At 70.4% G+C, this 14,395-nt stretch carries 12 protein-coding genes; 3 read left to right on the top strand and 9 right to left on the bottom strand.

Going from position 1 to position 14,395, the window contains the following annotated elements:
* Window positions 1-2,034, bottom strand: coding sequence for a radical SAM protein (locus VZQ01_RS09875; protein ID WP_223784611.1), 2,034 nt, complete (start codon window positions 2,032-2,034; stop codon window positions 1-3).
* 188 nt (window positions 2,035-2,222) lie between these two features.
* Here VZQ01_RS09875 and VZQ01_RS09870 point away from each other — a divergent pair, with 188 nt between their 5' ends.
* Window positions 2,223-3,293 carry a hypothetical protein gene (locus VZQ01_RS09870; RefSeq protein ID WP_408891390.1) on the top strand — a complete coding sequence of 357 codons (1,071 nt, stop codon included), beginning with the start codon at window positions 2,223-2,225 and terminating at the stop codon, window positions 3,291-3,293.
* A 195-nt stretch (window positions 3,294-3,488) separates the two neighbouring features.
* Window positions 3,489-4,907 (top strand): alpha/beta hydrolase, encoded by a 1,419-nt coding sequence (locus VZQ01_RS09865; protein WP_426747669.1) that lies wholly within the window; start codon window positions 3,489-3,491, stop codon window positions 4,905-4,907.
* A gap of 15 nt (window positions 4,908-4,922) precedes the next feature.
* Here the strand turns inward: VZQ01_RS09865 and VZQ01_RS09860 are convergent, their stop codons facing one another.
* The 4 genes from VZQ01_RS09860 to VZQ01_RS09845 all read right to left on the bottom strand — a co-directional run bounded on the left by VZQ01_RS09860 (window position 4,923) and on the right by VZQ01_RS09845 (window position 9,195).
* The gene (locus VZQ01_RS09860; RefSeq protein WP_223784614.1) at window positions 4,923-6,128 is read right to left on the bottom strand and encodes a serine hydrolase domain-containing protein; all 1,206 of its coding nucleotides are present in this window, start codon (window positions 6,126-6,128) and stop codon (window positions 4,923-4,925) included.
* Between the two features lie 52 nt (window positions 6,129-6,180).
* Window positions 6,181-6,924 carry a LytR/AlgR family response regulator transcription factor gene (locus VZQ01_RS09855; RefSeq protein WP_426747667.1) on the bottom strand — a complete coding sequence of 248 codons (744 nt, stop codon included), beginning with the start codon at window positions 6,922-6,924 and terminating at the stop codon, window positions 6,181-6,183.
* Window positions 6,890-8,008, bottom strand: coding sequence for a sensor histidine kinase (locus VZQ01_RS09850; RefSeq protein ID WP_426747666.1), 1,119 nt, complete (start codon window positions 8,006-8,008; stop codon window positions 6,890-6,892). The genes VZQ01_RS09855 and VZQ01_RS09850 overlap by 35 nt, the downstream gene beginning before the upstream one ends.
* 62 nt (window positions 8,009-8,070) lie before the next feature.
* Window positions 8,071-9,195, bottom strand: coding sequence for a pyridoxal phosphate-dependent aminotransferase (locus tag VZQ01_RS09845; protein ID WP_426747665.1), 1,125 nt, complete (start codon window positions 9,193-9,195; stop codon window positions 8,071-8,073).
* Window positions 9,196-9,417: 222 nt separating this feature from the next.
* On the opposite strand from VZQ01_RS09845, the gene VZQ01_RS09840 reads away from it, so the two are divergent.
* Window positions 9,418-10,302: an FAM151A/B family protein gene (locus tag VZQ01_RS09840; protein ID WP_426747664.1), complete on the top strand. Its 885-nt coding sequence runs from the start codon at window positions 9,418-9,420 to the stop codon at window positions 10,300-10,302.
* Between the two features lie 28 nt (window positions 10,303-10,330).
* On the opposite strand, the gene VZQ01_RS09835 is transcribed toward VZQ01_RS09840, so the two are convergent.
* The 4 genes from VZQ01_RS09835 to VZQ01_RS09820 all read right to left on the bottom strand — a co-directional run bounded on the left by VZQ01_RS09835 (window position 10,331) and on the right by VZQ01_RS09820 (window position 14,354).
* A complete protein-coding gene (locus VZQ01_RS09835) occupies window positions 10,331-10,852 on the bottom strand; it encodes an FmdE family protein (RefSeq protein WP_408891385.1) in 522 nt (173 codons plus the stop codon).
* A gap of 62 nt (window positions 10,853-10,914) precedes the next feature.
* Window positions 10,915-12,135, bottom strand: a complete 1,221-nt coding sequence (rocD, locus tag VZQ01_RS09830) for an ornithine--oxo-acid transaminase (RefSeq protein WP_408891384.1) — start codon at window positions 12,133-12,135, stop codon at window positions 10,915-10,917.
* 36 nt (window positions 12,136-12,171) lie between these two features.
* A complete protein-coding gene (locus VZQ01_RS09825) occupies window positions 12,172-13,248 on the bottom strand; it encodes a cytochrome-c peroxidase (RefSeq protein WP_426747663.1) in 1,077 nt (358 codons plus the stop codon).
* Window positions 13,245-14,354: an MbnP family protein gene (locus VZQ01_RS09820; protein ID WP_408891382.1), complete on the bottom strand. Its 1,110-nt coding sequence runs from the start codon at window positions 14,352-14,354 to the stop codon at window positions 13,245-13,247. Before VZQ01_RS09820 ends, VZQ01_RS09825 begins: the two co-directional genes overlap by 4 nt.
* Window positions 14,355-14,395: the final 41 nt, after the last annotated feature.

Here is a 14,395-nt window from a genome sequence, read left to right as displayed (position 1 = left end):
TCAGCGCTCCGACTCCACCTCCTCACGAAGGCGGTGCAGGGCCTCCGCGAGCGGATTGTCGGGATGGAGCCTCACCTGGATGGGCATCCCGAGCAGCACCTCCAGCTCCGTGAACCCCTTCAACACCGGCCCCGGCGCCTGGGTGTCGACCTGAATCATCAGGGACTTCTCCCAGGACACGGTCTCCAGCCGGTCATCCGCGGACAGGTACGGCCGAAGGCGGGGCACCATGTCCGCGGCCCCGGGGTTCTTCTTCGCGAAGTACCCGGTGACGATGACGCGCTGGCCCGTGAGCATGAGCGCCCGTCCTCCCTGGCGATGGGCCAGGTACCCCAGCCGAGGACCGAAGTGGCCCTCCTCGAGCAGCACGTGCGCGCCCGCCACGGTGACGGCGCCCTCCAAATCCCGCGCGTAGCGCGCCGCGGCCTCCGCCGAATCGAACAGGGCCCACAGCCGCGTCCGAGTGGCCCTCGGATGCCTCGACGCGAGGGCCTGCTTCAGGTTGGCTTCCCGTGGCATCTCCACCAGCTCCGCCGCGAGCACCGCGCCATGCTCCTGCGCCATCGCGGAGAGGCGGGCCGCGCGCGTATCGAGCGCCTCCTCGTCTCCGGCCCCGCCCCAGAAATCCACCAGCCCGTGGAGCTGGTTCGCATGGCGCACGAAGGGGCCGAACTCCGCCGCGTCCAACGCGCGCGCGAGCGCCGGGAGCGCCGCCGCGTCCTTCACGCCGAACACCGTGGCCAGCAGGACCTGCGCGTGGACATGGATGCCCGTGTGGACCAGGCGGCCCTTGCGCTTCCACACCCGCGACCGCAGCGCGCGGAAGTCGTCTCCCAGCGTCATGTCGGTGTGCATCAGCACCGCGCGCCCCATCGCGAGCATCACCTGGGGCGCGTACTCATCCGCCGCGACGCGGATGCCCTCGGCCTCCAGCAACGCCTTCCACCGCTCGGGGTATTCACCCCCTGGCTTCCAATCCGGAACGAGCGTCTCCAGATAAGCCGTCGCCTCCTCGGGTGTATCGAAGCGGCCCACGAGCACGCAGTCGCCGCTGTTGTTGCCGGAGAACCCGCGCCACACCCGGACGCCCTCTTCGAGCGCATCCGCGCGTGGCGAGCTCACGCGCGCGCAGCCCGGCAGGGGCGACGGCGTGGACAGCGTCGCCTGATTCTCCTCCCACGCCCGGAGCACGTCCTCCGCCGAGCCGACGGGCAGGCCCGCGCCATGGAACGAGCAGGACTTCAGCTTCCGGTCCGACGTCAGCGTGACGAAGTCGCGTCCCGCGCCGCAGTCACCGCCGAAGAGCCGGGGCACCTCCAGCAGCATGTCCCCGAAGCAGACCGACAGCCGCGTGCGCACCGGGCTCGCCGCCACGATGTCCGTGAGCCGCGCCTCGTCGTCCGCGCCGAGCCGCAGAGCCGCATCCCGCCCCACGTAGCGCAGGAGCGCGACATCGCGGCACCCCAGCGCCTCCAGCCTCCGCAGCCGCTCCGGGAGGCCCGACACCTGCTCCGGCGTGGCGAGCAGGTTCACCCCGAAGGTCTGCCCCGCGCGGGCCAGCCGCGCCACGCTGGCCTCCCAGTCGTTGTCCTCGTACAGGGACACCCGCACCTCACCCAGGTGGGGTTGCAGTCGCGCGAGCCGCTCCTCCGAGAGCAGCACCCCGTTCGTGGTGAAGTGGATGGCCAGCGGCGTGTGCGTCGCCAGCCGCTCGACGAGCGCATCGAAGCCCCGGAACGCGAGCGGCTCCCCGCCACCGAAGGCCACCTCCAGCGTCCCCGCGCGCGCCAGCCCCGAGAGCACCTCGAACGCCGAGTCCACCGTCCAGTCGCTGCGCGCCTCGCGCTCCCGCGAACAGAAACCACACGCCAGGTTGCACGCGTTGGTGATGCCGAAGAGCACCAGCCGGGGCGCGCGGCGTCGCAGGTGCCGTGTCCCGGGAGCATCGAGCCGGAGGTTCGTCCCCGTCTTCCGATGGAACCAGAGGAGGGCACCGTCGAGAGCATGGGGGCGCCAGTCGGGCTGCGGCTGCATGGGGACCTCGTGGGGAGAGCGGCCCCCATACGTCCACCTTCGCACAGCCCTGACTCGATGGCGCGCCCGGTCGAACGCTCGCTCAGTTCCTGGAAGTCCGTGCTCTCACACCACAAGAAACCTTTGCGGGGACCGGGCCGATAACCGGACAGACGCCCCGCTCATCCCCACCCCCCGAGGTTCCAGTCATGGGCATCCGGCTCCCCAGCTTCAACGACGTGAAGAAGACGGTGACCCGCACGGTGGACGACGTGAAGGACACCGTCGTCGACAAGGCCAAGGGCGTGAAGGACACCGTCGTCGACAAGGCCCAGGACGCGAAGAAGGCCGTCGTCGACACCTCGCGCGACGTCTTCGAGGACGTGAAGCGCAACCCCGTCGCGGACGCCTTCAAGAAGGCCATCACCGACCCCAAGGACCTGGCGCGGGACGTGTTCCAGACGGGCCTGCGGACCGCCTACCACGGCGCCAACGCGCTGCTCCCGGACGGCGCGACGAACGTGCTGCTCAAGGGCACGGAGCTGGGCGTGGACGCGCTCGCCAAGACGTCCGAGGTCGTGCTGGGCAAGGACGCCTCGCTCACCGACAGCCTCAAGAAGCTGGGCGAGGTCGACCTGGAGGCCATCAACCGCACCACGGACCCGGTGACGGGCCAGAAGCTCGAGGCCGACTGGACGAAGCTGTGGGGCACGTGGCTGCTGGAGGAGAAGCCGGCGGACCTGGGCACGTGGGACAAGACGACGGACGGCGAGGGCCGCACCGTCGACCGCGTCACCATCACCGATGACAAGTACACCCAGGACCTCGCGGGCCGTCCGCACCAGCAGCAGCTCACCGAGGAGTTCTTCAAGATGTACCCCAACCCCAAGCCCGGCGACGTCTTCCCGCCCACGCAGGGGGACCCGAAGGTCATCGCCGACGCGAACGACAAGGCCCTGTATCGCTTCACCGGCCCCGGCACCTCGGAGAACAACAAGGACGCGCCGTACACCGCGCTCGAGTGGTTCATGGGCTCGTACAGGACCCAGATCGAGTGCACCGGCATCGACCCGAAGACGGGCAAGCCGAACCTCGAATACAAGGTGACGAACAACTCCCACCTGGAGTCGGGCACGCGCGTGCCCCAGTCCTTCCAGGACAAGGGCCTGCCGGACGCGCTCGTGGGCGACGTCGAGCGCGAGCGGGGTCTGGGCATCGGCGGCAGCTTCATCCAGGACTTCGTCTGGACGAGCAACGGCGTGGACAACCCCAACAAGTAGCGCACGTCCTCCCGCTGTATCCATGAAGGCCCGGTGGTCGCGTCGATGCGGCCCCGGGCCTTCTGTCTTTGCGTGACAGAGCCCACGTCCTGGAGTGTTTGTCTTTGTGCGTCAGCTGATTTTCGCGCACATCGGGAAACTAATTCCTACCCGTCGCGATGATAAAGGCATCCCCCAGCCATTCGAGGCGATGTCATGGCCCCCATCTCATCTGTCGACCGTGGAGCAGCCGAGGCAGCCCGCAGGCGCGCGGAGGCGGCGCGAATCGCCGCCCAGGCCCAGGCCGCCGCCGCCAAGGCGAAGGAGAAGGCCGCTCGGAAGCCCCAGCCCCAGCAGACGCTCACCGCGTTCGAGGGGCCTCGGAAGGTGGGCGCGGAGCGGCTGACAGGGGAGAAGGCCTCGCCCGTGGCCAAGGGCCCGCTCGACGCCGCGCCCGCGGACCCGAAGGCTCGCGCGGGCTGGTGGAAGCAGTTGTCTCCCACGGAGCAGATGCAGGCGGTCAGCTCGGACCCGAAGAAGGTCGGCTCCCTGGATGGCCTGCCCGCCTCCGTGCGTGACACCGCGAACCGCCAGCAGCTCAAGAACGAGCTGACCCAGCTCACCGCCGAGGCCGACAAGGCCAAGAAGGACTACCTGGACAACCGCTCGCTGGGAGACAAGCTGCGCGACGCGCTCCGTCCGGGCAGCGCCGCGGACGAGCCCGCGGAGAAGTTCCTCCCGAAGGAGAAGCAGCACCAGTTGGAGAACGCGCGGGCGGTGCAGAAGCAATTGGAGCGGACGGAGAAGGAGGTCGGCTCCGCGCAGCTGCTCGTCTACGACTCCGCCTTCGTCAAGGGCGAGGGGCGCGCGGCCATCGTCGCTGGCAACCTGGACACGGCGAAGCACGTGTCGGTGAGCGTGCCCGGACTCAACTCGGACGTGCGCGACTACATGGACAACATCACCAGCGACGCGCTGAACCTGCACAAGGCCGCGGGCAAGGAGCACGGCGAGGTCGCGACGGTGGCGTGGATGGGCTACGACGCGCCGGGCTTCCAGAACGTGGCGTCCGACAACGCCGCGGAGAATGGCGCGAAGCTGCTCGCCGCGGACGTGGCCGGCATCCGCGCCAGCCGCGAGGGCAACCAGCCCCACCTGACGGTGATTGGCCACAGCTACGGCAGCACCACGGCCTCCATCGCCGCGGACAAGAACGGCTTGCGGGCGGATGACCTGGTGCTCATCGGCAGCCCGGGCGCGGGCAGCGCGAAGTCGGTGAAGGACTACGACGGGCCGCTCGCCAACGGGCACGTCTGGTCCGGCTCGGCCAGCCGGGACTTCGTCTCCTGGCTCAACGGCAGCAACCTGCCGGGAGACCCGCTGGGCCAGGACCCGACCGAGGACCTGTTCGGCGCCAGGCGCTTCACCGCCGAGGCGACGGACCGCGGGGACAAGAGCAACTTCGAGGACCACTCCAAGTACTACCGCGCGGGCTCCGAGTCCCTGGGCAACCTGGCCGACATCGTCACCGGCAACTACGGCGGCGTGGACTCGGCGAAGCACCGCTACGGCGAGCACGACTGGTTCAAGGGCAACCGCGTCATCGACCCGGAGACGCAGCGCCCCGTGTCGTGATGCGGCCCGCGTGACTCAGGGCCGCGCGCTCCGGTGCTCGCGCAGGGCGCGCACCAGGGCCCAGAGCCCCGCCTCGGCGGCGACCTGGTTGTCATTGAAGATGACGGCCACGAAGGCGTCGTCCTCGGGGAGCCAGGCCATCACCGAGGTGAAGCCCTGGATGCCGCCGCTGTGGCCCAGCATGAGGCCCGGCCCCTGGGGCACCTCGTAGAGCTGCACGCCGCGCCCGTAGGACATCGTGTTGCCCGGCTGGGACGGCGGGTACATGACGTCCATCGAGTGCATGTCCTGGAACATGCGCTGGACGGTGTCCATGGGCAGCAGCGCGCCCGACATCAGCGCATGCCAGAAGCGCACGAGGTCCTCCGCCCTGGAGGCCAGCGAGCCCGCGGCGTACGGGGTGGCGTAGTCGACCTGCGTGATGGGTGCTCCCGCCAGATGGCCACTGACGACCTGGGGGAGCGGAGCGTCGACCGTCCTCATCCGCGAGTGCGTGAGCCCGAGCGGCCCGGCGATGCGCTCCTGGAGGAGGTCCGCGAAGGGCTTGCCCTCCACCTGCTCGAGGATGCGTCCGAGCATGACGTAGCCCGTGTTGCTGTAGGCCCAGTTCGTGCCCGGGCAGAACTGGCGCGGATGCTCGGCGGCGACCTGAATCAATTCCTCCGGCGCGTGGTGGGGACCGTCCTCGAAGCCGGGCAGGGCGTTGAAGCTCACCAGCCCGTGCGTGTGCTCCAGCAGGTCCGCGACGGTCATCGACTCCGCGCCCTGCACCTGCGGGAACCAGGTGGAGACCGGCGCGTCCAGCGAGAGGCGCCCCTCGCGCGCGAGCTGCGAGACGAGCACCGCCGTGAAGCTCTTCGTCACGCTGGCAACCTGGAACAGGGAGTCGGGGCCCACCGCCTCGCGCGTGTCCGTGCGCGCCACGCCGCGTGTCGCCGTCCATAGCCCTTCTCCCGGCAGGGCGACCGCGACGCTGGCCGCGGGCACGTGTTTCAGGACCGAGTCCAGCGCGGTGTCCAGCGCCTGGGTGAGCCCGGCGTCGAGCGCTCCGGTGAGGGAGCGCTGGGCGGCGAGCTTCGGCCAGACGGACTCGGGGGCGCCGCGGCGGGTGGGGCCGCGGTAGGTCCGCTCTCCGGTGCAGCGCTCGGGGCCCGGGTTGGAGCTCGCGCATCCCAGCAAGAGCAATCCCAGGAAGCAGGTCCAGCGTGTCATCGGGTTCATGGCATACGCTCCGGGGAAGGAACGGGCACGTCGTGAGGATGTCGCGGAGACGTCAGCCGAATCGCTCCTTGAGCACGGCCGCGTAGCTGCGGCTGAGCGGCAGCGGTGACTCCACTCCGCGCAGGTACACGTCGCCCCCACCGCCGAGCCCCCGGTCCACGCGCTCGACGAGCGTCAGGTTGACCAGGGCGGAGCGGTGGATGCGCGCGAAGGTCCGCTCCGGCAGCCGGGCCTCCCACTCCTTCAGGGGCCGAGGCGAGAGCGTGCACATCCCGCCCACCGTCACCAGCTCCACGTAGTCGCCCGCGCCGCGCAGGCAGACCAGTTGGTCCACCCGCACGAAGCGCGACTTCGCGCCGTTCTCCAGGAACAGCATGTCCGTCTCGGTCAGCTTGTGTCGCGAGGGTCCCTGCGCGGGGGCGGGCTTGTCCTTCTCCGTGTCCTCCAGGCGCGCCAGCGTCCGGGCCAGCCGCTCCGGGTGCACGGGCTTGAGCAGGTAGTCGAGCGCGTTGACCTCGAACGCCCGGAGCGCGTGCGCGTCGAAGGCCGTCACGAAGATGACCTCCAGGCGAGGTTCCGGCAGCCGGGCGAGCAGGTCGAACCCGCTCTCTCCCGGCATCTGCACGTCCAGGAACAGCAGCTCCGGCTTCAGCTCGTCGATTCGCGCGAGCGCGCTGGCCACGCTGTCCGCCTCGCCCACCACCTTCACGTGGGGGAAGGGCGTCAGCATCTCGCGCAGCTCGGCGCGCGCCAGCCGTTCGTCATCCACCAGCAACGCGCGCAGCGGGGGCGTCATGTGACTCCTCGGCGAGAATCGGGGTCCACTCCTGGGCGGGCAGCTCCACGCGGACGCGCACCCAGCCGTCCTCCTCGGAGGTCTCCAGCCGCGCGCGCTCCGCGTAGAGCTGGGCCAGCCGCTCGCGCACGTTGCGAAGCCCCGTGCCCGTGCCCTCGGGGCCCATCTCCCGAGCCGGCGGCGCCCACACGCCGGTGTTCTCCACCAGGATGCGCAGCACGTCGTGCTCCCGCGTGATTCCCAGCCGCACCCGCACCGGCAGCTTCCCCGACGCCAGCCCGTGCTTCACTGCGTTGTCCACCAGCGGCTGGATGAGGAACGCCGGCACGGAGAGCCGCTCGGTGCCCGGCATCACCGACACCCGCACGTCCAGCTTCTCCTCGAAGCGCACCGACTCGATGCTCAGGTAGCTGCGCACCATGGCGAGCTCCTCCTCCAGGGGCACATGCGGGCTGTCCCCCTTCTGGAGCGAGAAGCGCAGGAAGTCCGCCATCTCCGTCACCATGCGTTTGGCGCGCGCCGGGTCCTCGCCAATCAGCGCGCGCACCGACGTCAGCGCGTTGAACAGGAAGTGCGGACGCACCTGGTGCCGCAGGGACGCCAGCCGCGCCTCCTGCGCCAGGGTGGCCGCCTTCAGCGCCCGCTCGCGCTCGTCCTGCCACGCCTGGGCGTGCTTGATTCCGAAGTACAGCCCGCTCCAGCCCAAGAGCGTCACCGCGTAGTCGAGCGCGGCCCTGCCGAACATCATGCGGTTGGTGCGCCAGTCGTACGTGTCATACAGCCACGTGGCCCACACCTCGGCGAGGCCCATCCACACCACGCCGAACACCGCGCTGGTGACCATGGCCCAGGCGGCCTGACGGGTGAAGCTGCCGGGGAACATGCGCTGGTAGCCCAGCCGCATCAACGAGGTGAGCACCAGGCCGAACATCGCCCGGCTGCCCTTGGCGATGAGCAGGTGCGCCGCCCGCCCATCGGAGGCGGCCGCGGGCAGGAAGGTGACGATGAGCAGGAGCGCGTAGAGCCCCCAGCCGCCGAACTGCATCGGCCAGAAGGAGGGCCTCGACGCCGCGCGGGAGTCCATGCGCGGCAGGGTACCAGAGGGCTCCGGGCCCGACGACGGACCGACATGTTCGCCTGGCTGCCTCATCGCCCGAGCATCGAGCGCAGCAGCGCGGCGAAGGCGGTCATCTCCTCCACCGTGCCCACCGTCAGCCGCAGGCGCGCGGCCTCCGCCGCGATGGGGACGTTGGGCTGGGTCGTCAGGTGGAAGCCGTGGGGCGCGAAGCGCACGGGCAAATCCAGCAGCTCCGGGGGCAGGGGCATCCAGACGAAGTTGGCGTGGCCCGGCACGTACTTCATCCCCACGGTGTCCAGGGCCTTGGTGGTGATGCGGCGCGCGTCGGTGATGAGCTTGCGGATGCGCGGCACGAAGGCCTTGTCCTGGAGGCTGGCGAGCGCGGCCTCGATGGAGAGGGCGTTGGGCAGCGTCATCTGCCGCTCGGAGAGCTTCTTCACGAGCGCGGGCTGGGCGAGCGCGTAGCCCACGCGCATGCCGGCGAGCCCGTGAATCTTGGAGAAGGAGCGGGTGATGACGACGTCCTTCCCCGCGCGCACCTGGTCGACCATGGAGAGCCCGGGCGCGGGCTCCAGGTATTGGAGGTAGACCTCGTCCACCAGCACGGTGGCGCGGGGGGCCACGGCCTCGCAGAAGGCGCGCAGCCTCGCGGAGTCGACGATGGTGCCGGTGGGGTTGTTGGGATTGCAGACCGAGACGAGCTTCGTGCCCGCGTCCACGCGCGCCGCGAGCGCGTCCAGGTCGTGCGTCATCGTGGCGTCCAGGGGCACTCGCTGGACCTTGCCTCCGGCCCGCTCGGCGTAGGTGGCCACGATGGGGAAGGACGGGTCGGGACAGATGACGCCGCCGCCTCCGGACGCGAACTCGTTGGCGATGAGGACCAGCGCCTCGAAGGCACCCGCGGTGAGCAGGACGTGCTCCGGCGTCAGCCCCTCCTGCTCGGCGATGAGGCGCTTGAGCGCGTCGACGCGGTGCTGGGAGGCATAGCGGCTGGAGAGGTGGAGCGACTCGCGCATCACCCGCAGGGCGCCCTCGCAGGGGCCGTAGCGGTTCTCGTTGAAGAAGAGGCGGACGGGGTCCTGGCTCCAGTTCTTGCGAGGGGCGGGCGCGGCCATCGACAGCTCGGGGCGGACCACGAGCGCGGCGGTGGCGCCGGCGAGGAGGGCCCGGCGGGTGGGAAGGGGGTGGGGCACGAGGGTTCTCCCTGCGCGAGTGGGCGGGGTGTGGGTTCGCGCCAGGGGGAGGTTAGACGTTCCCGCGGGCTTCCGGGGGAGGGGCATCTGTGAGGCGCACCCGGCGTCGGTGAGTGGCGAGCCGCGTCGACGAGCTGCGGCATTCCTCGGGCTTACAGCCGGGATGGACGCAGCACCTTTCGCGCGTCGATTCCCGAGAATGTGATGGGGAGGCTTCGAGCCATGTCTTTCGATTCCGTCGGCCGTATCCGTCGTCCGGTGGTGGAGTTGCCCAGGCGCAGTCCTCCTCCGCCGCCCGTCGAAGCGAAGCCCGCCACGAAGCCCACGGGCTACTCCCAGGCGGACACCTTCGAGGCGAAGCCCGCCGCCGAGTCCTCGGCACCCGCGGGCAATACCTGGTCCGGAGACCTGCCGTTGTCGGAGGCCCGCAACGCGCACCGCACCAACACCAAGGAGGAGTTCCAGGCCGCGCTCGACAGCGACGCCAACTGGTTCGAGGGGGATGTCCGCAAGGAGATCAACAACGACACGCCGGAGATGCGTCACGACAAGGCGCACGAGGACGGCGACAACCTCACCCTCAATGAATGGCTGACGATGGGGAAGGAGTCGGGGCGCGGGCTCAAGCTCGACATCAAGGAGAGCGACCAGGTGCCGGCCGTCCTCGATGAAATCGAGAAGGTGGGCATTCCGCAGGACAGGCTGATGCTCAACCTGGGCTTCGAGGCCATGGAGAAGTGGGGGCCGGAGATTCGCGAGCGCTTCCCCAACGCCATCCTCGCCATCAACCCGCCCACCGAAGGCGAGGTGAAGGCCGCCGACGCCCGGAGGATGGTCGAGCAGGCCGAGAAGTTGGGCGGCCCCGTCACCTTCGTGGTGCGCCACGACAAGCTGTCGGACGAGGCCATCGAGACCTTCCTGCCCGCGGGCACCGTGTCCGTGTGGGGCGAGGCCGACGACCCGGTGAAGGCCGCCGAAGCGCTGCGCGAGCGGGGCGTCAACGGCGTCGTCGACATCGCCGGGCCCCACGGGAACAACTGGGGCGGCAAGGTGGACGCCGCGAAGAACTGGTTCCGCACGCAGTGGGACAAGGCCTTCGGCGGCTGAGTCGCGGCGGACGCGACGTCGGCGCGGCTCACGGCGTTGGAGTGTCCGCCGTGTCGACGACCTCGAAGACCTCCGCATCCGTGAGCGTGAGCACCTCCCGGCCCGCGGCCGGCAGGTGCGCGCGGGGCACGTCGAGGTAGCGCGTGGCGAAGCTCGCCGCGGGCTTGAGCGTGAGGCGCTGCCCCGTGGCGCGGTTGCGGTAGGTCGTGAAGATGGCGTCGGCGGGCGCCGAGTGCACGAGGGTGAGGTTGAGCTTGCCCAGGCTCGCGCCCGTCGCCGCGGCGGCGCCATCCGCGATGCAGGCGTACTGCACCTTCTCGGGGCTGTGGTGCACCACCTCCACGTCGAAGCTTCCAGCGGACAGACCCAGCGCCTGGAGCGCATGGATGCCCATGCGGTAGCCCGCGACGGCCCATGGGCCCGCGCCGCCGTGGATGGCGGCCACGCGCGCCAGCGCCGCGTCCTCGGTAGAAGGTGACGGGCGGGAGCCCGCGCAGCCAGGCAGCGCGAGCAACGTGAGGGCGATGAGCAGGCCGGGACGCTGGGACATTCGGGGACGCTCCGAGGCGAGGGGCAGGGCCTTCTACCCCGAGCCCCTTGCGCCGGGGAGCGCTACAGCGCCTCGACGACCTTCTTGATGCGCTCGAAGGCCCAGTCGAGCTCGGCCTGGGTGATGACGAGCGGGGGCGTGAGGCGGATGACGGTGTCGTGGGTCTCCTTGCTCAGCACCCCCTCCTTCATCAGTGCCTCGCAGGCGGGGCGCGCGGGGATGTCCAGGGACAGGCCGACCATGAGCCCCCGACCGCGCACCTCCACGACGTGGCGGCTCTTCAGCGTCCTGAGCGCGGCGAGGAACGTCCTGCCCAGCTCGGCGGAGCGCTCCACCAGGCGCTCGTCGCGCAACACGTCCAGGGCGGTGAGCGCCACGGCGCAGCCCAACGGATTGCCCCCGTAGGTGCTGCCGTGCTGCCCGGGCTTGAGCACGCCCATGACCTCGTCGTCCGCCATGACGGCGGACACGGGGTAGAAGCCGCCCGACAGCGCCTTGCCCACCACGATGACGTCCGGCCGCACGTCCTCGTGCTGGAAGGCGAACATCTTCCCGGTGCGCCCCAGGCCCGTCTGGATTTCATCCACCATGAACAGCACCCGGTGCTGACGGCACAGTTCGGACGCCTGCTTCAGGTAGCCGTCTCGTGGAATCAGCACCCCGGCCTCCGCCTGGATGGGCTCCATCAGGATGGCGCAGGTGTTGGGGGTGATGGCCCTCCGCAGCGCCTCCACGTCGTCGTAGGGCACCACGGTGAAGCCCGGGGTGAAGGGGCCGAAGCCGTGGCGGTAGCTCGGCTCGGTGGAGAAGCTGATGAGGCTGATGGTGCGCCCGTGGAAGTTGTTCGCGAAGACGATGACCTCCGCCCGGTCCTCGGGGATGCCCTTGACGGTGTGTCCCCACTTGCGCGCCAGCTTGATGGCCGTCTCGCATGCCTCCGCGCCCGTGTTCATCGGCAGCGCTCGGCTCAGGCCGGACAGCTCCCGCAGGGCCTTGTAGAGGTGGGGGAGCTGGTCGTTGCGGAAGGCGCGAGAGGTGAGGGTGACCTTCGCGGCCTGCTCGCGCAGGGTCTCCAGGATGCGGGGGTGACAGTGGCCCTGGTTCACCGCCGAGTACGCGCTCAGGCAGTCCAGGTATTTGCGGCCCTCCACGTCATGGACCCAGCAGCCCTCCCCGCGTTCGATGACCAGGTCCAGCGGCCGGTAGTTGCGCGCTCCGTAGCGCTCCTCCAGGTCGATGTAGTCGCGAGTGGAGAGAGGGGCGGTGGCGTGCTGGGTGCTCATCGAGGTTCCTCGGAGTGTGGGGCCAGTCCCCCCTCACTACCTCGGACCCACGGAGGTGTCGGTGAGAAACGCCTCGTCGGTCAGCGTCTGTAGGAATGCGAGCACCGCGGCGGTCTCCTCGTCGTCCAGCGCGAGGCCCACGCCGCTCCCAGCGCGCCGCAAGGCGGTGTCCAGCGTCGAGGAGGGCGTCACGCCGTGTCGGTAGTGCCGCAGGACGTCCTCGAGCGTCGCGATGCGCCCGTCGTGCATGTAGGGCGCGCTCACCGCGACGTTGCGCAGGGTGGGCGTCTTGTAGCGGCCCGCGTCCTCCTCCCGCAGTGTGACGCGCCCCCGGCCCCGGCTCACGTCCTCGCCTTCGCCGAAGCGCGCATCCAGGCCGTTGTTGTGGAAGGCGTTGTCGGTGAAGAGTTCTCCCTCGTGGCACGGCGCGCAGCGCTGGCGCACGACGTCGAGCCCCCGGCGCTCGTGCGCCGTCAGCGAGCCGCCGGGCTTACCCCTGCGCCACGCGTCGTAGCGCGAGCGCGCGGAGACGAGGGTGCGCTGGTATTGCGCCAGCGCGCGCAGCAGGTGGCCGAGCGTGGGCGCTCCAGGACCGAAGGCCCGCTCGAACCTCCGGACGGCGGACGTGTCCGCGGCGAGCGTCGCCAGCATTCCCTCCAGGTCCGTCTGTCCCATCTCGTCCGGATGGGTGAGGGGCGCGAGTGACAGCGACTCCAGGTTCCTCGCGCCACCATCCCAGAACAGGCCATCCGCCCACGCGAGGTTGATGAGGGTGGGCGCGTGGCGCGCCAGCGGTCTGCCCGAGACGCCTTGCGTGGAGAGGGCCTCTGGGGCGGCGAACGCATGGGGCTGGAGGTGGCAGGTCGCGCACGACACGCGCCCGTTGCCGGACAGCTGGGGCGCGTGGAACAGCCAGCGCCCCAGCTCGACGCCCTCGGGCGTCATGCGGTTGTCCTCCGGCTCCGGCAGGAGGGAGTACCCCGCGGGGAGCACGAGACCCAGGGGCCCCTCGGGAGAGGACGGGAGGGTGTCCCCTGGAGCCCCGCCACAGGCGCCCAGCAGCAGCCAGACGCAGAGCCGGGCCGCGAGCCAGGGCGCCCGGGCGCGAGTCATCGGTCCGGGTTCTCCACCGTCTCCACGGAGAACATCGACTGGAAGGCGTCGGACAGCGTGGCGCGAGCACCGGCGTTGCTGGCGTTGATGGTGGCCGTCGTGCGGGGGCTGAGCGTGGAGAACAGCGTGGCCACGTCGGCGCGCAGGCGCACGGTGAGCTGCTTCTGCGAGTTGACGGTGACGGGCGAGGGGAAGGTCTGGCTCACCGTGCGGTAGTCCGGGTTGGTGCCCGTCTCCCAGGCGAAGTCCGCGAGGCCGCCCGCCGAGGGGACGTACTGCCCCTTCGTCTTCGTGAAGATGTAGCTGGTGAACCACATCCAGCTGACGGACGTCATGTTCGACAGGACGTGCAGCTCTCCGGCCTGCCGGCTGAGGTCGTCATTGTGGGTGGGGTCCACGCCAACGCTGAACTCGATGCCCGTGTAGGTCCCCGCGGGGACCGACGACACGTCGACCTGCTCGCGCCGACGCGCGGGGAGCACCGTGGGGGACGCGGTGCCCTCCACCGGCTGCTCCTTCAGGACGTCCATCAGGTGATAGCTGTCGGCGAGCGCCACCGTCGAGCCGTCCTGCTTGCGCAGCTTCACGTTGGTGAGCCAGTAGCGCAGCTCGCTGAACCGGACGGTGTCACCACCCGCGGTCGTGAAGGACTGGTCCAATTCGAAGGGGCGGTCGCCGAAGACGAGCCTGGCCACGAGCGACAGGCTGCCCTGGGTGGCCAGCAGCAGGGCCTTGAGTCGCTCCACCTCCGCGCGCGCCTCGTCGAGCCGGAGCAGGACGCCATCCCAGTCCTGGGACTCCAGCAGGGCCCGGGCCTCGGCGAGCTGCGTCTGCAGCGTCTGCACCTGCGTGGTGAGGGCCGCGTTCTCCTGCTCCGCCTGCCCCTGCTCCTGCTGCTGCCGGCTCACCTGGGCCTGCAGCCGGGTGACCTCCGCCTCCAGCTCCGTAATCTGGCGCTCGAGCTGCTGGCGCTCCTCGACGGAGAGGGCGGAGGGCTCGGGCATGGCGTCATCGCCACAGGCGGCGAGGACACCGAGGGTCAGCGACGCCACCAGGAGCGAGGAGGCGAAGCGGGAGGGACTCGAGAAGCAGGCGGGCAAGGGCATGATGCGCTCCTCTTGCCAGAGGCCTCGCGCGGCCGGAGTGT

This window comes from Myxococcus faecalis (assembly GCF_050039385.1).
Lineage (GTDB): Bacteria > Myxococcota > Myxococcia > Myxococcales > Myxococcaceae > Myxococcus > Myxococcus fulvus.
This window is presented reverse-complemented; position numbering and strand designations above follow the sequence as displayed.

What these genes read in the sequence shown, in the direction of transcription:
- VZQ01_RS09860 (WP_223784614.1), bottom strand. Translation starts at nt 6,128, where the DNA reads ATGAACCCGATGACACGCTGGACCTGCTTCCTGGGATTGCTCTTGCTG.
- VZQ01_RS09875 (WP_223784611.1), bottom strand. Translation starts at nt 2,034, where the DNA reads ATGCAGCCGCAGCCCGACTGGCGCCCCCATGCTCTCGACGGTGCCCTC.
- VZQ01_RS09850 (WP_426747666.1), bottom strand. Translation starts at nt 8,008, where the DNA reads ATGGACTCCCGCGCGGCGTCGAGGCCCTCCTTCTGGCCGATGCAGTTC.
- VZQ01_RS09870 (WP_408891390.1), top strand. Translation starts at nt 2,223, where the DNA reads ATGGGCATCCGGCTCCCCAGCTTCAACGACGTGAAGAAGACGGTGACC.
- VZQ01_RS09865 (WP_426747669.1), top strand. Translation starts at nt 3,489, where the DNA reads ATGGCCCCCATCTCATCTGTCGACCGTGGAGCAGCCGAGGCAGCCCGC.
- VZQ01_RS09855 (WP_426747667.1), bottom strand. Translation starts at nt 6,924, where the DNA reads ATGACGCCCCCGCTGCGCGCGTTGCTGGTGGATGACGAACGGCTGGCG.
- rocD (WP_408891384.1), bottom strand. Translation starts at nt 12,135, where the DNA reads ATGAGCACCCAGCACGCCACCGCCCCTCTCTCCACTCGCGACTACATC.
- VZQ01_RS09825 (WP_426747663.1), bottom strand. Translation starts at nt 13,248, where the DNA reads ATGACTCGCGCCCGGGCGCCCTGGCTCGCGGCCCGGCTCTGCGTCTGG.
- VZQ01_RS09835 (WP_408891385.1), bottom strand. Translation starts at nt 10,852, where the DNA reads ATGTCCCAGCGTCCCGGCCTGCTCATCGCCCTCACGTTGCTCGCGCTG.
- VZQ01_RS09820 (WP_408891382.1), bottom strand. Translation starts at nt 14,354, where the DNA reads ATGCCCTTGCCCGCCTGCTTCTCGAGTCCCTCCCGCTTCGCCTCCTCG.
- VZQ01_RS09840 (WP_426747664.1), top strand. Translation starts at nt 9,418, where the DNA reads ATGTCTTTCGATTCCGTCGGCCGTATCCGTCGTCCGGTGGTGGAGTTG.